An 18,210-nucleotide genomic window follows, 5' to 3' on the forward strand; every position below is an offset into this window, starting at 1 on the left:
CGCGCCGACCGCCCAGAAGATATGCTTCACGGTATTCCCTCCACGGAATGAAAAAGGGGCATCCGCGTAAACGGATGCCCCAGGACGCTCAGCGCTTGCGCTCGTCGTCGAGACGGCGCTGACGTTCGAGTTCTGCGTCGTAGGCGTTGCGCGTCGTCCAGTCGGCTTGCTGTTCGGTAAGCTTCGGGGTCTGGGGATTGAGGGCATAATCCGAGCGCGCCTGCTGGCGGGCGGATTCTTCGCTGTTGGCCATCGGATACTCCGTTCACTACAGGTCGTGAATCAAAACAGCCCCGGACCGATACGGTCCAAAGGCTGCGGCGAAGGCGGAGTCGGCTTATGCGGGAGCCAACAGAATTGCCTATTCTGTCTGGTGCGTGAAAAAATGCCGGATTTATCGCTTGCGGCGGGATTCTGCGATTGCTAGATTCTTAACTATCGCGCGGAGCGAAAGGCCGAAAACAGGCCGCTTCCGGGATAATCCAACAGAATAGGCAAGACTGTCGCAAGACCCCCAAGCGGCGTCGGGAGCGACTTCATGCGTGTTCAGTCCAGAGGCCAGTTATCGCTCTATACCGCTGCCGGAGAGCGGAAGTACGTGAACGAGGCCGAACGGAACGCCCTGATCGCGGCAGCGCGGGCTTGTCCCAGCCGGAAACTGCGAACCTTCTGCCTGACGTTGGTATACACGGGCTGCCGGATTTCCGAGGCGCTGGCGATATCGGGGCGGTCCCTCGAACTCGCGTCCGGCTTTATCGTCGTGCGCTCGCTGAAGAAGCGCAACGGCGCCATTGTTTTCCGAGAGGTCCCGGTGCCGCCTCAGCTGCTTGAGGAGCTTCTGGCAACGCACGACTTGAGCGAGCCCGACAAAGATAAGCTTTGGCCGTGGTGCCGCGCGCATGCTTGGTGTCTCATCAAGGGCCTCATGGCCGACGCCGGCATCGCGGACGGCATTCATGCCACGCCGAAAGGCCTCCGCCATGGCTTTGGCCTGCATGCGGTCAGGTCGGGAGTGCCGATAAACTTCATCCAGCGCTGGCTTGGCCACGCGCGCATGGAGACGACGGCGATCTATCTTCAGGCCATGGGTGTCGAAGAGCGGGAAATTGCGGCGCGCATGTGGGCATAATCATCGAACATTCGCGCAGATCGCGGTCACGCGGACAGACGAGCCGTTCGCCATGCAGTGATACGCGTTGTTCCCGGTAGGCTCATGTTGATAGCTTACCCAGGCAGACATAAGCCAGCAGCCGCCACCGGTGACATATTTTCCAGCTGGACAGGTTGCCACACAGTCTACCGCGGATCCGCAGTTATTGACGACTTGCTGGTAGCCGACTTTGATATTTCCCCCGCCAAGATCAAGACGTTCGGATGGATTTGTCGTTCCAATGCCAACACTGCCGGACTCCGTGATACGCAAAACCTCGGGATTGTTCTGGAACGTTTGCGATCCGTCTCCGATATTGAATGAGATTCCTGCACTTCCTTGACTGTTGTAGATTTCTGTAAGGCCTGTCGACTGGTTCACGCCGATTCCGCCGATCGGATCTCCTCCTGCTCTTCTAAACGCGATTACGCTCGAATTCGCCGTATTTGCCGTGCCGACCACCACCGATCCGTTTACATCCAATTTTGCTGAAGGGCTCACCGAGCCAATACCGACGTTGCCATTTCCGAGGACGTTCAGCATCGCCGAGTTTACGGTGGCATTGCCGAGCGAAATGTATGAGCTCGACGGCGTCGTACTGTTGTAGGTGTAGGTCAACGCGCCTTGGGCATAGTTTGTCGCGCTGTCCTTTCCGACAACGATCTGAGACAGCAAGCCATTGCCTTGGTTCGGTGCAAGGAATTGCGCCAGCCTCACGCTCGTCCCCGTGGCCTGAACATCGAGAGGGGCCACCGGCGAAGCCGTGCCGATGCCTACGTTCCCGACAGGGTCGATGCGCATGCGTTCCGCATTGTCAGTCAAGAACCTCAATGGTGTCGCGTTTTGCGTGAAAAGGCGCCCTCCACTTGCATAGTCCAATATGACGGCAGCACCACCGTTAACGAGGGCTGTGGCGGCTCCCAACGAGGCATAAGCTCCAGCGTTCACCACTCCAGCTCCGGACGGAGTCGTTATGCCGATACCAACATTGCCGCCAGAAAAATTAATGCCGCCTGGCACATCTATCCATTGGGAAGAGCCTCCGCCGGTCGGCAAGGACACGAAGTAATAACTGGCTATGCCGATAAATGACGTACCACCGCAAGATGTTCCGTTATTGCAAAGGACTCGGTAATATTCGCCGGCTTTAATGGGCACTGTCATGTAGACGGTGCCCAAATAGCCCGTACCGTTGTTATAGCTATACTGGAGACCACGTTGGGTCGTCGGTGGATTGCTGGTATCTGCATTGACCGACAGGAAACTCTGGCCGCTTGCGCCATCTTGCCTACCTTGGACGATCAAAAGTCCGTCGGACGTTGCGGGGCCATAAACCGTTCCTAACGTTAAGGTGCCCGAGCGGGACATGGGTTCGCTTGGTCCGCCGCCAGACACCGAGCCCGGTTCCCATTTGCTGGACGTCGAATTCCAGATCAGCGCCTGTCCATTGCTCTGTGAACCCACACTGACATCGCTCAGGCCCGAAAGCGTGGATGAGCCGGCCCCGCCGCTCCCTCCCACCGCGGTCCATGCCGTGCCGTCGTAATAGTTCAGAGCCTTGTCGGTGGTGTTGTAGACGACAAGACCTACCGCGGGCGATGAAATCAGATCACGTTGCGCTGCGGTCATGCGGGGCGGCAAAAACCCTCTGTCCGTCGCGGTCAGGTCGAGCAGCGCCGACGGTTTGGGAACATTAATGCCGAGAGAGGCGCTGCCGGTCGGCAGCAATGCGAACACCGTCTTGCCCACCGTATCGTCGTAGTTGGCGATCGTGATTCCATTTTGCCAAGACGTGTGCGGATCGCTGTCGCCGTGCGCAATGATGTGCCATCCCTTATTGCTGCTGCCGACAACGTTGCCGTCCGTGCCCTTGGTCTGAAAATCAATTCCCGTAACGGTGCTGTTATCGCCCGTGAGTACGAGGCGCGTATCAGCGGATGATGCCACGTGCAGAGTCACCGCCGGCGCTGCCGTCCCTACGCCAAGACGGTGATTTGCCGCGTCGTACACGAAGGTTGAATCCGCCGCGAATGCTCCCGTACCAACATTACGGAATTGCACTTCGTCGGCAGAGCCCGCCGCGGTGCCGATGGCGCCCTCGCCTTGCAGGGAGACCCAGTTCGTGCCGTCGCAGACCTTGAGCGCGCTGGCCGCGCTGTCATAGATGAGCGTGCCGTCCTTAATGGCTGACGCCAGTTGCGAGGCGGACGCCGCCTGCACGCCATTCGCGGCAAGGAAACTGATCGCCATGTCATCGGCGTTGCCGATAGGGGCGGCCGGACAATCCGCGCGTGCGGCGGACGGATGCGCGAGAATCGCGAAGAAGACTGCGATGCACAGGGTCCGGACGCCCGACAAATAAGGCTGTGGGGGCCCGGCTTCACCGAGCGCCCGGATGCTGTGCACCTTAAACTGCTTCAACGCGCCTCCTTCGTGGGGGGCTTCGATATCACCATGCCTTTCGGGGCATACACCGCGCCTTCGAAGGGCACCGAGCCGTTGCTGAGGCCAGTTACCCTGGCATCGAGCGTCGCGAGTGCGTCCACCATGCATGCCAGCGCGACTCGGTCCTGCCCAGGATCGTTCGCATTGAGCGCGCGGCGCGCTTCGGCCACCGCTCGTGACACGCCCGTCTCGCAGGCCGGTCTTGCCGGGGCCGAAACCGTGGAGGCCAGTGCGACCGCCGCAAACGCGAGCAGGCCACCCGCTGCAATAATCAGTGCAATGCGTTCAAATCTGATCATGATCCTCCCTTGTGAGCCGCGACGGGGTGGCGTGCCTTCTTCAGCACGTCGATCTCCGCACGCAGGGCGCGGAATTCCTTTTCTTCATTGTCGTTGGCAGCCTTCAGGGCGGCGCGCAGGTTGTCATTATCCGCCTTAAGCTCCTGAATGGCCCTTGTCAGCACTGGAATGATCTCGGTGTATTTAAGGCCCTTGGTCCGATCCTTGTCGTCTTGAGTGAGGACGATGGAGGGCAGCACCTGTTCGACCTCCTGCGCGATGAAACCGAGTTGCTCGCCCTTCATCCCGTCGTCTACCGGCTGCTTCCACAGAAACGAGACGGGCCGCAGCTTCATGACCTTCGCCAATTCCCCTTCTGGCAATGTGTGAATATCCTTCTTGTGCCTGATATCCGAGAGAGCGCCCGCCGCACCCGTGGCATAAGCGGTGCCGGTCACGTTCAGGGCGTAGCTCGCGTTCGGGCCGCCGCCAATGCCGACATTCCCGGCATGGTTCACCTGCATCGCCGTGGCGGTCCAGGAGGTATTGTCATCCGAAACCGGTCCCAGCGTCAGGTAGCCGCTTCCGACCGCCATCTGAAAACGTTTCGACCCGGCCGTGGCGCTATCGTCCATCATCTGGAAATTGGCGCCTCCGCTTGTATGCAGAAAGATTGTATTGCCGGCGACTTCGAACTTTGCCGTTGGTGAGGCCGTTCCCACGCCGATCCTGCCGGATCGGTCAAGATACAAGACCGCGGATGTTTGCCAGCTTGAGAAATCGTCCGCCGTCGTGCCGAAATACAACCCGTTATTGTTCTGAACTTGCCAGCTCTGTGAACCGGAGGCGGCCGAACTATTGTTGAGACGCAAGACCGGCGTAACCGCGCTTAGCCTAAGCCCGCCGGCGACCTGAAGCCGGTCCAAAGGCGTTGTGACGCCAATGCCGACATTGCCGTTTGAATCGATCCGCATTCGCTCAAGCGAATTGGTGCCAAACACAATAGGCTTATTAATGGCCGTGCCTATAGCAAGTCCGTTGCCGTTCGTAGCTCCGGCAGGCACTACTATTTCGCTCCATCCCCCTAACGTTAAGCCATAGCGCGTGACCGTCCGTTCGCTGGCATGCGCCAGAATATAAAGGGAAGAATCAACGGAATTGTCGGCGGATTCGGTCTGAGCATAAAATCCACTGAAAGAATTGACGTTGTCCCATTTGACCTCGGACTGAACCAAAGGTGCCGTTGCCGTCGAATACACATGCAATGGCGTGCCGGGCGTCGCCGTGCCGATGCCGACATTGCCAGAGGCGTCGATGCGCATGCGCTCGGCCGACGTCGTGCTGTTATTCGGCGTGGTGTAAAAATTCATGTAAGAACCATTCGCCGTCGTCGTCCATGCCTGTGAAGACAACATGCCTATAAAGGACGCAGCAGCTGAGGTCCACGCCGAGCCGTTGTAGCCACGTCCCCCGAAATAAGCGAGATACTCGTCCGCCCCTGCGATTGCTGCGAGCGAGCCAACGGATCCATCCGCGCGTCGTCCGATAAACCCAGGCGAGCCGACGCCGACCGTAGTCAAGAATATCCGCGGCGGGACAGCATTGGCATCAGTAAAGACTTCAAGCCTCTCCGCCGGTGTCGCCGTGCCAATGCCGACATTGCCGCCCGCATAATTGATGCCGCCGGTGACATCCGACCATTGCGACGACCCGCCGCTAGGACCCCCGCCGTTCAGCAATATGCCAGTCATGTAGGTTTGCGCGGGAACGCCGGAAAGCGTGGTACTGCCGGTAATGGATTCGGCGCGTGCTTCGATATAATCGGTGGTGCCGTTCATATCGACGATCGCGCTGACGGGCGTGATGCCGTTGGATGCGGCACTATAGCTTTGCGCCACGGTCGACGTGTTTTTGAATATCGAAGAGATCGTCGTAGCGTTCGCCATATACGTGCTCAGGACGATAAGATATTTTCCCGCCACGGTCGGCGTAAAACGGTTGGACGCGAAATTATTGTTAGTGTCGTACACTTCATTCGGCCAGGTGACGACCGTCTGGCCCGATGTGGGCTGCGTCGCGCCGTTCTTATCGACGTGGAACGCCACCTGGGCACTGCCACTGCCTGAAATGGTCTGCGCTTCCCATTTATTGGTGCTGCCGTTGTAGACCAGCGACTTTCCGTTGGCCGCGCCCGAGGCATCGACATCACTCAGGCCCGCCAGCGTGGACGCGCCGCCGATACCGCCGCCGCTCAACCTGGCCCCGGAGAAAACCGCGGACGCGAGCATCACGCTTGTGTCCGTGTACGCTGCCAACCTCACGGTATCGCCCGCATTCAATTTCAGAACAGCCGAAACATGGCTGATCGGATGCGACGCTGCGCCCGTTGTCGAATTAAAGCGTGAACCATAATTGATTGTGCCGATGCCATTAACGGCAAACTGGGTGTAGTAGTTCGTCGGGTTACCGACGACCTGAACGTTACCCGCGAACACGTACACACCAGAGGCAGGCGCCGTAAAAGTGCCGGTCGATGGATTGATATCGCTGTGGGTATCAAACGATACACTGGTATACACTATAACGTTCGTGCCTATAGCAAGCGTCCCGCCGGATGGGGCCGTAGCACTGAATGCCGAGGACGGATCGGCGGTGCCGGCGCTGACCGTCTGCCACTTGCCGGCCGTGCCACTGTATTTTAGGATGTTGCCGTCCGCGAGGCCGGTCGCATCAACATCACTTAGTCCTGAAAGCACGCCGACGGGGGCGTCCTGCGTGCACTCCAGCCCGTTGCCGCCGGCATTGGCGGCACACCATTTATTGGCGGTCAGCGTGCCGATGCGCGCATCGGTAACGCCACCGCCCATCGAGACCCAGTTCACGCCGTCGCAGTACTGAACGATGTTGTAATCGTCGTTGTACATGATGTTGCCTTCATCCGCATCCGGATAATGGCAGGCGGCTTGGACCGGCTGTGCCACCGCAAGAAGAATGAGACCTAAGACGGGCAATAACCAGCGACGCATCAAACTCCGTTTGCCAATAGCCACCAGACCGGCGCGCACACGCTGGCTGGTGGCCGGGAGTTCGAAACCGTCATAGATAGGAAACGGCGCGGCGCTCTTTGGCCGCGGAGGCTTGGACATACAACGCCGCCTCCCGGCCATGCGACCGAGAAGCGACATGTTTTCCGGCACATGTCTGCCGCTATCTATTAAGGGTTTCGACGCCCCGGACCGGCTCAACTCGCTCAGTCCTTATCCTAGTCTACGTGCGATCAGCAACAGCGGTCAATTTAGTTTCGCAAGATGGCGGATTTCCGCCATTTGTAGGCGGGCGATTGCCGCATCCTGCTCCTGCTCAACGTCAATTCCCTCACATGCACAGTCGGACAGCGTTAAGCGACGAGGCCGATTTTCCTTTGCCGCTCCGAACTCAGTCGGCCGGGACAATCCGGGGCCGGTCATCCTAGCGACCTCGGTGCGAATACACGGCTGCTGGCTTTGGTCTCAGCGTCTCCTTTCCATCAACCCGGCGGATTCCACGACGGCCTTGATGATGGGGAACTAACCGGCACCGGTCATCGGTAAACGCGGCTCGCTTCCGCGGCTTCGCCTTGTGCAGCTCCGCCCCCTTCGGGAGCGCCTCCGGCGCTGCGTGTGACCGCCGCCCTTTGGTGCGCGGTTTTCACGTTCCCACAAGGCCAGGCGTGGTGCCGGGCCGAACTGAAAACGAAGGAGACTACAATGACCAAATCCGAAACCAAGCGTCCGACCCATGCGCTCTATCAGGTGCAGGGCGACGAAAAAGCCCGCTGGACCCGCATCGGCGCCGGCTGGATGAACAAGGACGGCAAAGGCATTAATATCGTTCTCGACTCCGTCCCCCTCTCCGGTCGCATCGTGCTGCGCGAGGTCACCGAGGACGGTGCGCAAGAGGAGACCGGGGGTCAGCAATGACCCCGGCCGTCAGGCAAAAGGCGGCGCGACCGGAAACGGTCGCGCTCACCTTCGCCGCCATCGAAGACATCTTCTGCTTCGAACTCGGCCGCAGCCGGGATGAAGCCCGGATATTCTGGGACGCCGCTCGCAGTTTCCAGCCGGCAGGTGCGCGATGAAGCCGCTCACCGTTCCCAGGCGCGGGCTCGCCGCAGATGATTACGAGGCGCGCATCGAACGCGCCATTCTGCGGGCGGAGGATCTCTACGACCTCGACGGCGAGACCTTCTTCCGGTGCCGCGATGGCTGTGTCGAGACCGGCGAGGCCGGCCTCATGCAGGATACATGGATCGAATGAGCGATCGGCGGCACCGCTTTGCGCGGCGCCGCCGATCTTTTTTATGCGTCCGCGGCCTCGCCGCCGGGCGCCTGCGCAAGTCCCGGACCGGCGGCGCTGTGGTTGTTGTCGGATTTTTTCGGGCGGCCCCGCCTTGGTGCGTCCGGCATTCCTCCGATGAGCGACGCGAGCTCCGCATCGATCGATTCCTTTTGATCGATGAGCTCGCGAATGCGGATGAGTTTTGCGTCCATGCTCTGCTCCTTTATGGCCGATGAAAGATTCACTCAGCGTATGACCTGCCGCGCGGAGCCGGCCGCGCGCGCGGGCTCCGCGAGGCTGGCCAGCAATTCGTCGCGGGCTGCGGTCAGCTGCACGATGACCTTACGCGCCTGAAACTCATTCAGCGCCCAGCCCAGCAAATAGGAGTCGCCCTCGCGCGTGTAGAGCATCGGAAAGGCATCCCTCGCCTCGCTCCACGCCTCGATATTCGCGGTGTCCGCCACCCTTATGGGCAAACGTGCCGGCGTCGGCCTGCGCGGAAGGCCGTGGGGCGCCTCGATCCGGTCGGCGTGGAAAATCACGGCACGGTCACGGCTCCCCCATCGTGATGCGACGGAAATCGACAGCCAGACGAGCGCGCCGCAGACCAGGGCGGCGATATAGGCCGGCCGATACGCGCCGGCGATTATGCACCAGAGGCAGATTAAAGCGGGCACCGCGCCCGTGACCAGAATGACGGCCGATAGCCCGAAAATGCCGTAACGGGTTTCGACCCAGTTCAGACCCGCCGCCGTGAGATGGCCCTGCGCGTCGCGCTCGCGAATGGGTGTGGTCTGGAAACTACGCATCGCGCGGCACCCGGTTCATGTAAAGCGGCGGCCGGCCCGGCACGAGCACGAGCTGGCGGTTGCTCTCGCGCGAAAACCACCGCGTGATTTCATAGGGGTCGAGCAGGCGAACGCTCCTTGGATGCTCGCGCCGGCCGGTGTCGCCGTGGCTCATCGCCGAGCCCGATACGCGAACATCGTGCCGGTCCAAGACCTGAGTCATGCCGAGCATTTTGGAAAGATGCTCCGTCGTGGTGACATCGGCATTCCCGAACGCCTGGATAAATCCGGCATTCCCGAGGAACGTCTCCCAGGATTTCGGATAATGGGTCTTGAGCTGGGTTAAATCCTGCAGCACCGCCCAGAGCTTTACCCCGAACCCGGCCATTAATCCCGCCGCCGTTTCGATCGAGCGCATGTGCCCGAGCGCCGGGAATTCTTCGAGGACGAACCACACCGGCAGAGACCCGCGCGCCGCGGGCGCGCGCTCGACCGCACATAATGCCTGCTGAATGACGAGACGCAGCCACCGGTAATGCGTCCCCATCCGCATGCCCGGCAGGACCAGGAAGATTGACAGGTCCCCTTTATGCAAATCCGTCAGCGCAAAATCCGAGCGCTCCGTAACGTGGATAATGTCGTCGAGCGGCGCCGTCTGCTCCTGCGCGGTCGATAAAATGCCTTGTAATTCCCGGCCGCCGGCCTGCGATTTTCCGAGGAACGACGCGCCGATATTCCCGACAACACCGTCGAAGGCAGATGAATTGGCCATCGCCTCGAACAGCCGTTCGAGTTCGGCCGGCGTCGCGCTCAGAAGACGGCGAACCTCCCGCAGGGTCGTTGGGAGCGCCGTCGACGAAATCAAATGCAGCGCGATGCCGCGCACCAGATTCTTGGCTGAATCCGTCCAGTGCGGATCGCGTGCATTGTTGATGATGAGCGAGTCGGCGAGCTGGGCGGCGTCGGCCGCCACATGCTCCGGCCTGCCATGACCGAGTTCGGTGAACGGATTATGACACGCATTCGCAAGGCCAGTCTCATTGAACGGATCGAGCACGAATACGCGCTGACCCATTTTGGCCCGGTGCACCGCGCAGGCGCGCGCCAGCTCGCCCTTCGGATCGAGAACGACGACAGAGCCGGGATAGCGAAGCAGATTCGGAATAAGCACCGTTGAGGATTTTCCAGAGCGCGCGCCTGCGACCGTTACGCCATGGCGATCGTCTGAAATGCCGATACGGCGCTCGTCCCATTGGCCGAGCATTACCATGCCGGGATGCCAATCCCAGTTCGGCCCGAGCTCCCAGGGATTGCCCCAGATCTGGGACGGCGGCGTATTGGCGCAGTCCGCACGACCTGAACCGCGCGGTGGAAATGACCCAGTCATCGCACCCTCCTCTTTCAACGCGCCTCATGCGCGATGAGAAGGAGATGGCCATACTGATTTCATAAAAACAGACGTGCAGCATGGAGCACCATGCGCACGCATGCGACACAATGTGCCGCGACGATGCAGATAACAACGATAGAAAAGATACTGCGGGATAAGTTGCAAGTAACGAAAGCGCACTTAGGTAGAGCGACGCTAGGCTTAAGCGGAGTGGGGTAACGAGATGTGGATTTGGAATCGAAATCCGTTCCGGATTCGAATTCCAAATCCCTAAGGGACCGGGGAAGGCCGCTGCCGCTCTTCCCCACACCCCATCCCGGTTCGAGCGAGCGCTCGAATGAATGAGCGTGAAAGTGAATTCGAATGCCAAGACCCCGCACGTATAGTCAGGCTGCCCGCACCCACTCCGTTACGGTGCGCGTCACAGCGGAACAGCATGCGAAGCTTCGTGCACTGGCGGTTCAGAATCAGGACACGCTTGCCGGTTATGTCGAGAAGCTCCTGACACAGCAATCCACACCGCATGCGGCCAACCAGAACGACGGACACTTGCCGCCGCTGGCCATAGCAGAGCTCAAACGGCTCGTGAACGCGCTGCATGCGGCCGCGCTCGCGCCGGAGGCACGGATCGACTCCGAAAATAGGGCCATAGCGATTGCTCTGCGCGACGTGCTGCAGGTCCTGATCGCGGACGAATTACTTGCAAAACGCATCAACGAAACCCAGCAGAAAGTCTCTGCCGATGATACCCAGGCTCCAAAAGCGCGGAACGAGTTTCAAAGGGTCGTGCAAATATATCCTTCACGACAAGAAGGCGGAGAGCCGTGAGCGCGTATCCTGGGTGCTGACCCAGAACCTGTCATCGCATTTCGATGATGCCTGGTACGAAATGTACGAGACATGGCGCAATCAGGCCCAGCTCAAGGCCAATGCAGGATTGCAGGCGCGAGGGCGGAAGAACACCAATCCCGTCCTGCATTATACCTTATCGTGGCATGAGACAGATCGCCCGACCGATCAGCAAATGAGGGATGCCGCGATCAATACCCTCGTTCTGCTGGGCCTTGGCGAGCACGAGGCCGTTGTGGTTGGCCATACGGACACCAAGCACTGCCATGTTCATATCGTCTGCAATACAGTCCACCCCTATACCGGACGGACCGCCGATCTCAAATTTACAAAAGAAAAGCTTTCGCGGTGGGCTCAGGAGTACGAGCAGACGCTTGGCATGATTCACTGCGAGGAACGGGTGCGCAATAACGAGCAACGCGACCTTATCCGCAAGGAACGTCAACGCGAGCGCCTCTTTGAAAAGCCCGCCCTGGCGCCGCCCGCCCCCTATCGGCCGGTCAAAGATCAATCGCCCTCGCGTCCTGTCTGGATCGCACGGCAGACCCTCGTCGAAACCATGAAGATGATGCGGGCCAACCTGGATGAGCGCCACAAGGTGGAGCGAAGCCAGGCCGGCTTCGCCCGCGAACACGAACGCGACGCGCTCGACAAGGAGAGCACCGCTGCCCTCGACCGTCAGGCCCGGGCCGTCAAAGACCTGTTCCGTCCGCAGTGGAAGACACTTTATCAGGCCCAGAACCGCGAACGACGATTCGTCACAAACAACCGGACCAATATTCTCGAACGGGCCGTGTTCGTATTCCGCAACCGCGCGCGTCTATTCTCCGCCTATCCGCCTAAATTCAAGGAGATTGCAGGACTTATTGTGTCCCGTAAGAAGCTCGATCAGGCGCTTTCCCGCGTTCATCAGAAGGAACGCCGCGCCTTGGGCCGTTCACAGAATGCGACCCTGCGCCGCGGATCGGACCTGATTATGCAGGCGCACCGCGAGCGCTATCATGCCATGGCTCAGCGTCATTTGAACGAAACGCGCGCGCTCGAACAGCACCACGACCATGAACGCGGCCTGATCACGCTGTCGGCGGCAAAGACGAAGATCATGACGCCGGCGGTCGAGCGCACGCGCTTGGCGCCAAATGGGCCCGTGCCGGATCAATTTAATGACGCGGCCTGGGCTGCGAATTCCCTATCTTTCGACGAATTGCCGAGACGAGCGGATCGCATACGGCAGGACATGGAAGACTGGCGCCGCCACCAGGGACATCGCGACCTCGGGCGCGAGCTGTAAATGAATCAAAAGGAGGACCGCATGTCAGATAGTGAGAAGACCAGACCGGATCGGCTTTCCGATGTCTTCAGTGGCGAGGCCGAGCCCAGCTTCGCATCACAGCTCCAGGCCACGGCATATTTTCAATCGGCCCGGACGGCCATCCTCGACCGCCAGGAGCGGGAGAGAAGCCGTATTGTCTTTGAGTATTCGCAGGCGCGTGCCCGAATTCTGGATAAAGTCGTTGCCGCCTATCGCCCGCTGAAGGTCGATCTGGCGCGCCTTCATGGACGCGAGCAGCGCTTCGCCGCCGCGAAATCAACCGGACCGCTCGACCGGGCACTGTTTATTGCCGCCAACCGGCAACGGCTCTCACGGCACAAGCGCCTTGCACCGCGCGAGATCGGAGCCATGATCGGCTCGCCGGACCGGTTTGCAAGGACGTTGTCAGCCCTGCATCTCGATGAACGCACGACTCTTGAGCGCAAAGAATCGGCCGCCTTTCAGTTGCATATCCAGCCCGTCGACGCCGAGTATCGCCGCAGCGAAGAGGCCGTGACGACCCGTACCCGCACCGAGCTCAACACCGAACTCGGCCGCTTCATTTCGAGCTCTCCAGACTCGAAAGCGGCGCGAGAACATTATCAGACACGTTTCGCGCCCCATCTGGCGGCAGAGGCCCCGGCTCCTCCACCGGCAGAACCGCAAGCGCCGGTGCAAGCCTTCGCGGCCAAAGCCAGAGACGCAGGGCATGTTTTTCATCGGCGGTCTGAACAAATCCGCATCGACATGCAAAACTGGCTCAAGACCCGGCCGCAGCGCGAGCGCGACGATGGACGGGAGATGTAAGCGTAGACGATGCTAGAAATCGACCGATTATGAGACTTTGAAGTGGTACGATCGTTCACGTCTAACTAATCTGTACATTTGCTGATCTGCTCAAGGATGAGTGCATGGCATTCTCGGTCGCATTTAAATGCACTTACAATGATGGGACGCGCTCAGACGGCCCATCGGACAATTTTGTTGGATTTCGGGGGACATGCTCCCGCGATCTCATCGTAGACAATGTGCAACGGCACGTGTGGTGCAGTCAGCCAGAGAATGGCTGTAGACGATTTTACCGAGCCGGCATGAAAGGAGCCCTGCCTGAATTTCCGTGTCTGGAAAGCCGGCTTTTCCAGGACTGGACTTTCAACGGAGGCTCTTGGCACAACGGTCCGCGCAAAGGCGAACTGATACCCGTAAAAAACACCGCGCCGGGCCAAATTGTCATCCTGACGACCCGCCGCCCCGACCAGAGCGAAGGTGAACGCCAGATAATTGGCGCTTACGAAATCGGTAAGATCGATGCGCAGTACAATCTTACGGCTACGCCAAACAACCGAATTCGGCTGACCAAACAGCAATCGGAATTGCTGCCGTTCTGGCGTTATTTCCGAAATGCCAAACCAGGCATGGAATGGAAGACCGGTCTTTTCCGGTATCTCAAGCCCGAGCAGGTGCACACCATACTGACCGATATGGCCACGGTTTGTGGCGAGACGCGCGCGGGAGCCGCAGCCGAAGCCTTGCTCGTCAAGCATTTCAGCGGGACGCAACCGGCGCCGCCGGCCGGCGCCCTTAAGGGCAAGCTACCGGCTGGAAAGGAAGCGGCAATCGCCAGAAAATATCCAGGAGGCGAAGGCCCGGATCATCTGGCGCTAAAAGAGTGGGTTGCGCACAACCCGGCCGCTGTCGGACTGCCCCGGAATTCCAAATATGATCTGGAGCACTTATTTACGAGCGGCGACTGTGTTGACATCCTGTTCACATTGCCAACCGGGCAGTTCGCCGTCGTTGAAATCGAGACCAGATTTCCATTTCCGGGCGCTCATCAAGCGATCAAATACAGGGCTCTACAGGCCGCTGCGCGTAGTTGGCGTCTCAGCGACAACCGGGTCACGGCCATTCTGGTCGCTTGGGATTTCGATGCGTCCACCCTGCAGTTCTGCAGAAGATACAATATTGAGACCTGGAAATGCCGATCCGGGAGCGCAGGTACTCGCATCAAAACTCAGACATAGCTTCAGATCCATACTGAAGTCTCTTCTGCACCAGCAACAAAAACTCTCTTCGCGAGTATCCAGCCTAATGCTGCCTGCGAAATTCATCGAGCAGGTCCGCCCAATCCTGCATGAGCTTTATTCGCTCCGGCCAGTATTTGGCCCGATTGTAGGCGCGCCTGACTTCGTTTTCGTCCTGATGCGCCAGCACGGCTTCGATGACATCGGGGTCAAAGCCGCGGCTGTTAAGGATGGTGCTGGCCGACGAGCGGAAGCCGTGGGCTGTCATTTCTTCCTTACTGTATCCCATCCGGCGCAGCGATGCGTTGAAAGCATTTTCCGAAAGCGCTTTACGGTTGGAGCGGACCGACGGGAATATCAGCTCGCCATGGTCCGACAGCGGCCAGATATCCTTGAGCACAGCGACGGCCTGCCGGGAAAGCGGGACATCATGGGGACGACGCATCTTCATCCGTTCGGCCGGAATTCGCCAGACGGCCTTTGTGAAATCGATCTCGTCGCGGCGGGCCAGACGGACTTCGCCCGGCCGCGCGCAGGTCAGCGCCATGAATTTCAGCGCCGCCGTGATCGTGGGCCAGCCGTCGTATTCATCGATGGCAGTCAGCAATGCCCCGAATTTCTTTTCGTCGAGGATGGCGGCGCGGTGCTGGACGTTCGGCGCGAGCAGAGCACCACGAAGCGGAAACGTCGGATCAGTTTCAGCGCGCAGGGTCACAACCGCCATCCGAAACACGCTGCTGATCGTGCCCCGCAGACGGCGGGCTGTATCACGGCGCCCGCTCTTCTCCACCCGCTTGAGCAGTTCGAGAATCTCGGCCGGCGTGATCTGGGCAATGGGCCGCTCGCTGAGCGGCCGGGCCAGGTCTTCCAGAAGCCATCGCAGCTTGCCGATGGTCGTCTCGGCCGTACCGCCCGATCGCTTGGAGTCGAGATACTCCGCTGCGATGGCGCCAAAGGTGTTGCGCTGAGAGAGCGCCGCCGTGATCTTTTCCTTGCGCTTTTCTTCGGAGGGATCGGTGCCCGCCGTGAGAAGCGACTTGGCGGCCTCGCGCCGGCGGCGCGCATCCGCGAGGCTCGTCGCCGGGTACGGCCCGAAGGAGAGCAGCTTCTCTTTGCCGCCGAACCGGTACTTCAAACGCCACAGCTTGCCGCCGCCAGGCTGGACAAGAAGGTGCAAGCCGCCGCCATCCGTCAGCTTGTACGCTTTCTCACGCGGCTTCGCCGTCCTGACCGCAAGCTCCGAAAGGGGCATGGGGGTATCGCCTTCGCGCTCTTCCAGGGACACCCCCAAAGATACCCCCAGAGCCGTGTGACGCAAGGGACCGTCGCGAGTCCGCATGTGTCAATGCAACCCTGTAAAATAAGGGTTTTTGGGTCACCATGAGCCAGTATGTTACGTGGTGAGAGAGGGTAATGGTGCCCAGGGGCGGAATCGAACCACCGACACTGCGATTTTCAATCGCATGCTCTACCAACTGAGCTACCTGGGCGCCGAGACCGGCCCGAGGGCCGGATGGGTAGAGTGGCGGGGTTTATAGAGGCTCGATTCCCCTCTGTCTAGAACGGGTTCGGGGACAATTTTCGGGGCCCCCGCCGGCAGCGCGGACCGGCCGCATCCCTACCGGACGACACGGTCCTGCCCCACCGACCTGCCGCTCCGCGGCCCAAGCCGGCCTTTCCCAGGCTGAGCGGCACGCTCGCCAAGCCGCGGGCCTAAAGCAGTTTATGACCAGATTGAAACACTCTCCGCTCATTCCCGCGCGGACATCGGGTTTACCCGATGTCCGCCACCTAAAGTGCGCAAATCGGCTACAGCCGACTTGCGAGGGAATCCAGCGCGGCATTCGAAATGCGGGTGCTTTTGGCCCCTGGGCCCCCGCTTTCGCGGGGGCGAGCGGACTGTGAGGCGATGCGAGCTCAACGAGATGCGCTCTAGCGTTCGGCGTTGTCGTTGTCCGCGGGCCGCAGGCCGTCTTCATCGTCGGCGTCGTCCTTGACCGGAATGGCATAGACCCCGGACAGCCAGCGATTGAGGTCGATGTCGGCGCAGCGCTTGGAGCAGAACGGCCGAAAGGCCTCGTCCCGGGCCTTGCCGCAGATCGGGCAGCGGGGCGCAGACAGGGTGCGGTCTATTTCGTTCATGGCGAGCCGGCCTTGTTCTTGTCCATGACGCGCAGTTCCGTCTTGAGGATCTTGCCGTAGTTGTTCTTCGGCAGCGCGTCCACGAACACGTAATCCTTCGGTCGCTTGAAGCGGGCGATGTTCGACAGGCACAGCGTGTCGAGTTCCGTCCGGCTGGCGTCGCCGACCACATAGGCCACGACCACCTCGCCCCATTCGCGGTCGGGCCGGCCGATCACCGACACCTCGCGCACCTGCCCATGCGTCAGCAGCACCTCTTCGACCTCACGCGGATAGATGTTGGAGCCGCCCGAGATGATCAAGTCCTTGGAGCGGTCCTTGAGGTGCAGATAGCCTTCGGCGTCGAAGGCGCCGACATCGCCGGTGTGCAGCCAGCCGCCGCGCAACGTGGCGGCGCTCGCCTCCTCGTTGCGCCAATAGCCCGGCATCACGACATCGCCACGGCATAGGATCTCGCCCATCTCGCCGGTGGCGACCGGCGCATCCTGGCTGTCGGCAACCTTCACCTCGACGCAGGCATAGGGCCTGCCGGCGGAGCCGAGCCGCTCGCGCCAGCGCGGATGATCGCGATCGGCGATGTCCTCCTTGGACAAGGTGGTGATGGTCATGGGCGACTCGCCCTGCCCGTAAATCTGCGCGATCCGCGGACCGAAGCGGTCGAGCGCGGCGAGCGCATCCTCCACGTACATCGGTGCGCCACCCCAGATCAGCGTGCGGAAGTTTTCCGGCCGGCAGTCGGCCGGGCATTCGACCAGCCGCTTGATCATGGTCGGCGCGGCGAACATCGACGCGCGCGGCCATTGTTCGATTAGATCGAAAATCTCGTCCGGCTCGAAGCCGCCCGACTCCGGCACCACCTGCAGGCCGAGCCGCGCCACGTGCGCCATGATGTAGAGGCCCGAGCCATGGCTCATCGGCGCCGCGTGCAAGATGGCGTCACCCGGACCAATGGGATCGGCCTCCATCGCATAGGCATAACTGGCGGCCGCCAGCACGCGGTGCGTCAGCATCGCGCCTTTCGGACGTCCCGTCGTGCCGGAGGTGTAGAACAGCCAGGCGAGCGCCTCGCCGGAACAAGACACGATATCGATCGCATCGTTCGCGAACAGCGCCTCATATTCCGCGCTGCCGATGACGATCAGCCGCTCGAGCGTCTTGGGTGCGTGCGCGGCGATCTCGCTCTCGAGTCCCTTCGAGACGAAGCAGACGCGCGCGCCGGAATGGTCGAGGATGTAGCCGAGCTCGGCGCCGTGCAGCTTGGCATTGGCCGGCACCGCGGCGAGGCCGGCGTGCCAGATGCCGTACAACAACTCGAGATAGGCCGGCATGTTCTTGGCGACGATCGCGACGCGGTCGCCGATGCCGAGGCCACAGCGCGCGCGCAAGGCGCCGGCCAGCCGCGCGGCGCGCAAGGCCGCCTGCGCATAGGTCGCGGTCACACCTGTCCCGAAAGCCACCGCCGGGCCATCGGGATGGCTCAAGCCGGCACGGGAAAGCCAGAGGGCAAGGTTCATC

General features: G+C 60.7%; 18 protein-coding genes and 1 tRNA gene. 8 read left to right on the forward strand and 11 right to left on the reverse strand.

Translation table 11 applies throughout. From position 1 onward, the window contains the following. Positions 1–88: 88 nt before the first annotated feature. A complete protein-coding gene (locus DW352_RS26815; RefSeq protein WP_162826964.1) occupies positions 89–253 on the reverse strand; it encodes a hypothetical protein in 165 nt (54 codons plus the stop codon). Positions 254–538: 285 nt separating this feature from the next. Between DW352_RS26815 and DW352_RS14225 the strand changes: the two genes are divergently transcribed. Next, positions 539–1,129, forward strand: a complete 591-nt coding sequence (locus DW352_RS14225) for a tyrosine-type recombinase/integrase (RefSeq protein ID WP_115691951.1) — start codon at positions 539–541, stop codon at positions 1,127–1,129. On the opposite strand, the gene DW352_RS14230 is transcribed toward DW352_RS14225, so the two are convergent. Genes DW352_RS14230 through DW352_RS14240 form a run of 3 tightly spaced genes read right to left on the reverse strand, consistent with a single transcriptional unit; the run spans position 1,130 to position 7,019 of the window. Continuing rightward, complete coding sequence (locus tag DW352_RS14230; RefSeq protein WP_115691952.1) at positions 1,130–3,571, reverse strand: hypothetical protein; 2,442 nt, start codon at positions 3,569–3,571, stop codon at positions 1,130–1,132. It lies immediately after the preceding gene. Beyond that, a complete protein-coding gene (locus DW352_RS14235) occupies positions 3,568–3,894 on the reverse strand; it encodes a hypothetical protein (protein WP_115691953.1) in 327 nt (108 codons plus the stop codon). The genes DW352_RS14230 and DW352_RS14235 overlap by 4 nt, the downstream gene beginning before the upstream one ends. Further along, positions 3,891–7,019 (reverse strand): tail fiber domain-containing protein, encoded by a 3,129-nt coding sequence (locus DW352_RS14240; RefSeq protein ID WP_162826965.1) that lies wholly within the window; start codon positions 7,017–7,019, stop codon positions 3,891–3,893. The genes DW352_RS14235 and DW352_RS14240 overlap by 4 nt, the downstream gene beginning before the upstream one ends. A gap of 600 nt (positions 7,020–7,619) precedes the next feature. Between DW352_RS14240 and DW352_RS14245 the strand changes: the two genes are divergently transcribed. Genes DW352_RS14245 through DW352_RS14250 form a run of 3 tightly spaced genes read left to right on the forward strand, consistent with a single transcriptional unit; the run spans position 7,620 to position 8,169 of the window. Then, on the forward strand, positions 7,620–7,832 hold the full coding sequence (locus tag DW352_RS14245) for a hypothetical protein (protein ID WP_115691955.1): 213 nt from the start codon (positions 7,620–7,622) through the stop codon (positions 7,830–7,832). Beyond that, entirely contained in the window at positions 7,829–7,990 is a 162-nt protein-coding gene (locus DW352_RS26820; RefSeq protein WP_162826966.1) for a hypothetical protein, read from the forward strand. Before DW352_RS14245 ends, DW352_RS26820 begins: the two co-directional genes overlap by 4 nt. Further along, positions 7,987–8,169, forward strand: coding sequence for a hypothetical protein (locus DW352_RS14250; RefSeq protein WP_115691956.1), 183 nt, complete (start codon positions 7,987–7,989; stop codon positions 8,167–8,169). The genes DW352_RS26820 and DW352_RS14250 overlap by 4 nt, the downstream gene beginning before the upstream one ends. Positions 8,170–8,210: 41 nt before the next feature. Here DW352_RS14250 and DW352_RS14255 read toward each other — a convergent pair whose 3' ends face one another. From DW352_RS14255 to DW352_RS14265, 3 genes are read right to left on the reverse strand one after another with little or no spacing between them, the layout of a single operon-like run. Then, entirely contained in the window at positions 8,211–8,402 is a 192-nt protein-coding gene (locus DW352_RS14255) for a hypothetical protein (protein WP_115691957.1), read from the reverse strand. Between the two features lie 33 nt (positions 8,403–8,435). After that, complete coding sequence (locus tag DW352_RS14260; RefSeq protein WP_115691958.1) at positions 8,436–8,999, reverse strand: hypothetical protein; 564 nt, start codon at positions 8,997–8,999, stop codon at positions 8,436–8,438. After that, on the reverse strand, positions 8,992–10,365 hold the full coding sequence (locus DW352_RS14265; RefSeq protein ID WP_162826967.1) for a type IV secretory system conjugative DNA transfer family protein: 1,374 nt from the start codon (positions 10,363–10,365) through the stop codon (positions 8,992–8,994). The genes DW352_RS14260 and DW352_RS14265 overlap by 8 nt, the downstream gene beginning before the upstream one ends. Before the next feature lie 366 nt (positions 10,366–10,731). On the opposite strand from DW352_RS14265, the gene DW352_RS26825 reads away from it, so the two are divergent. The 4 genes from DW352_RS26825 to DW352_RS14280 all read left to right on the forward strand — a co-directional run bounded on the left by DW352_RS26825 (position 10,732) and on the right by DW352_RS14280 (position 14,553). Beyond that, positions 10,732–11,196 (forward strand): hypothetical protein, encoded by a 465-nt coding sequence (locus DW352_RS26825; protein WP_162826968.1) that lies wholly within the window; start codon positions 10,732–10,734, stop codon positions 11,194–11,196. Positions 11,197–11,209: 13 nt separating this feature from the next. After that, positions 11,210–12,508: a relaxase/mobilization nuclease domain-containing protein gene (locus DW352_RS14270; RefSeq protein ID WP_425374609.1), complete on the forward strand. Its 1,299-nt coding sequence runs from the start codon at positions 11,210–11,212 to the stop codon at positions 12,506–12,508. Further along, positions 12,509–13,336 (forward strand): hypothetical protein, encoded by an 828-nt coding sequence (locus DW352_RS14275; RefSeq protein ID WP_115691961.1) that lies wholly within the window; start codon positions 12,509–12,511, stop codon positions 13,334–13,336. A 284-nt stretch (positions 13,337–13,620) separates the two neighbouring features. Further along, positions 13,621–14,553 (forward strand): hypothetical protein, encoded by a 933-nt coding sequence (locus tag DW352_RS14280; protein ID WP_115691962.1) that lies wholly within the window; start codon positions 13,621–13,623, stop codon positions 14,551–14,553. Positions 14,554–14,617: 64 nt separating this feature from the next. Here the strand turns inward: DW352_RS14280 and DW352_RS14285 are convergent, their stop codons facing one another. From DW352_RS14285 to DW352_RS14300, 4 genes are all read right to left on the reverse strand, one after another. Next, entirely contained in the window at positions 14,618–15,838 is a 1,221-nt protein-coding gene (locus tag DW352_RS14285) for a tyrosine-type recombinase/integrase (RefSeq protein WP_342634866.1), read from the reverse strand. 129 nt (positions 15,839–15,967) lie between these two features. After that, positions 15,968–16,043 (reverse strand) — tRNA-Phe (locus tag DW352_RS14290). A gap of 442 nt (positions 16,044–16,485) precedes the next feature. Continuing rightward, entirely contained in the window at positions 16,486–16,695 is a 210-nt protein-coding gene (gene yacG, locus DW352_RS14295) for a DNA gyrase inhibitor YacG (protein ID WP_115691964.1), read from the reverse strand. Further along, a complete protein-coding gene (locus DW352_RS14300; protein WP_115691965.1) occupies positions 16,692–18,209 on the reverse strand; it encodes an AMP-binding protein in 1,518 nt (505 codons plus the stop codon). The genes yacG and DW352_RS14300 overlap by 4 nt, the downstream gene beginning before the upstream one ends. Between the last annotated feature and the right edge of the window lies 1 nt (position 18,210).

The organism is Pseudolabrys taiwanensis, assembly GCF_003367395.1.
Taxonomy (GTDB): Bacteria; Pseudomonadota; Alphaproteobacteria; order Rhizobiales; family Xanthobacteraceae; genus Pseudolabrys; species Pseudolabrys taiwanensis.

What these genes read in the sequence shown, in the direction of transcription:
- DW352_RS26820 (WP_162826966.1), top strand. Translation starts at nt 7,829, where the DNA reads ATGACCCCGGCCGTCAGGCAAAAGGCGGCGCGACCGGAAACGGTCGCG.
- DW352_RS14250 (WP_115691956.1), top strand. Translation starts at nt 7,987, where the DNA reads ATGAAGCCGCTCACCGTTCCCAGGCGCGGGCTCGCCGCAGATGATTAC.
- yacG (WP_115691964.1), bottom strand. Translation starts at nt 16,695, where the DNA reads ATGAACGAAATAGACCGCACCCTGTCTGCGCCCCGCTGCCCGATCTGC.
- DW352_RS14280 (WP_115691962.1), top strand. Translation starts at nt 13,621, where the DNA reads ATGAAAGGAGCCCTGCCTGAATTTCCGTGTCTGGAAAGCCGGCTTTTC.
- DW352_RS26825 (WP_162826968.1), top strand. Translation starts at nt 10,732, where the DNA reads ATGCCAAGACCCCGCACGTATAGTCAGGCTGCCCGCACCCACTCCGTT.
- DW352_RS14275 (WP_115691961.1), top strand. Translation starts at nt 12,509, where the DNA reads ATGAATCAAAAGGAGGACCGCATGTCAGATAGTGAGAAGACCAGACCG.
- DW352_RS14255 (WP_115691957.1), bottom strand. Translation starts at nt 8,402, where the DNA reads ATGGACGCAAAACTCATCCGCATTCGCGAGCTCATCGATCAAAAGGAA.
- DW352_RS14235 (WP_115691953.1), bottom strand. Translation starts at nt 3,894, where the DNA reads ATGATCAGATTTGAACGCATTGCACTGATTATTGCAGCGGGTGGCCTG.
- DW352_RS14260 (WP_115691958.1), bottom strand. Translation starts at nt 8,999, where the DNA reads ATGCGTAGTTTCCAGACCACACCCATTCGCGAGCGCGACGCGCAGGGC.
- DW352_RS14240 (WP_162826965.1), bottom strand. Translation starts at nt 7,019, where the DNA reads ATGTCCAAGCCTCCGCGGCCAAAGAGCGCCGCGCCGTTTCCTATCTAT.
- DW352_RS14300 (WP_115691965.1), bottom strand. Translation starts at nt 18,209, where the DNA reads ATGAACCTTGCCCTCTGGCTTTCCCGTGCCGGCTTGAGCCATCCCGAT.
- DW352_RS14245 (WP_115691955.1), top strand. Translation starts at nt 7,620, where the DNA reads ATGACCAAATCCGAAACCAAGCGTCCGACCCATGCGCTCTATCAGGTG.
- DW352_RS26815 (WP_162826964.1), bottom strand. Translation starts at nt 253, where the DNA reads ATGGCCAACAGCGAAGAATCCGCCCGCCAGCAGGCGCGCTCGGATTAT.
- DW352_RS14225 (WP_115691951.1), top strand. Translation starts at nt 539, where the DNA reads ATGCGTGTTCAGTCCAGAGGCCAGTTATCGCTCTATACCGCTGCCGGA.
- DW352_RS14265 (WP_162826967.1), bottom strand. Translation starts at nt 10,365, where the DNA reads ATGACTGGGTCATTTCCACCGCGCGGTTCAGGTCGTGCGGACTGCGCC.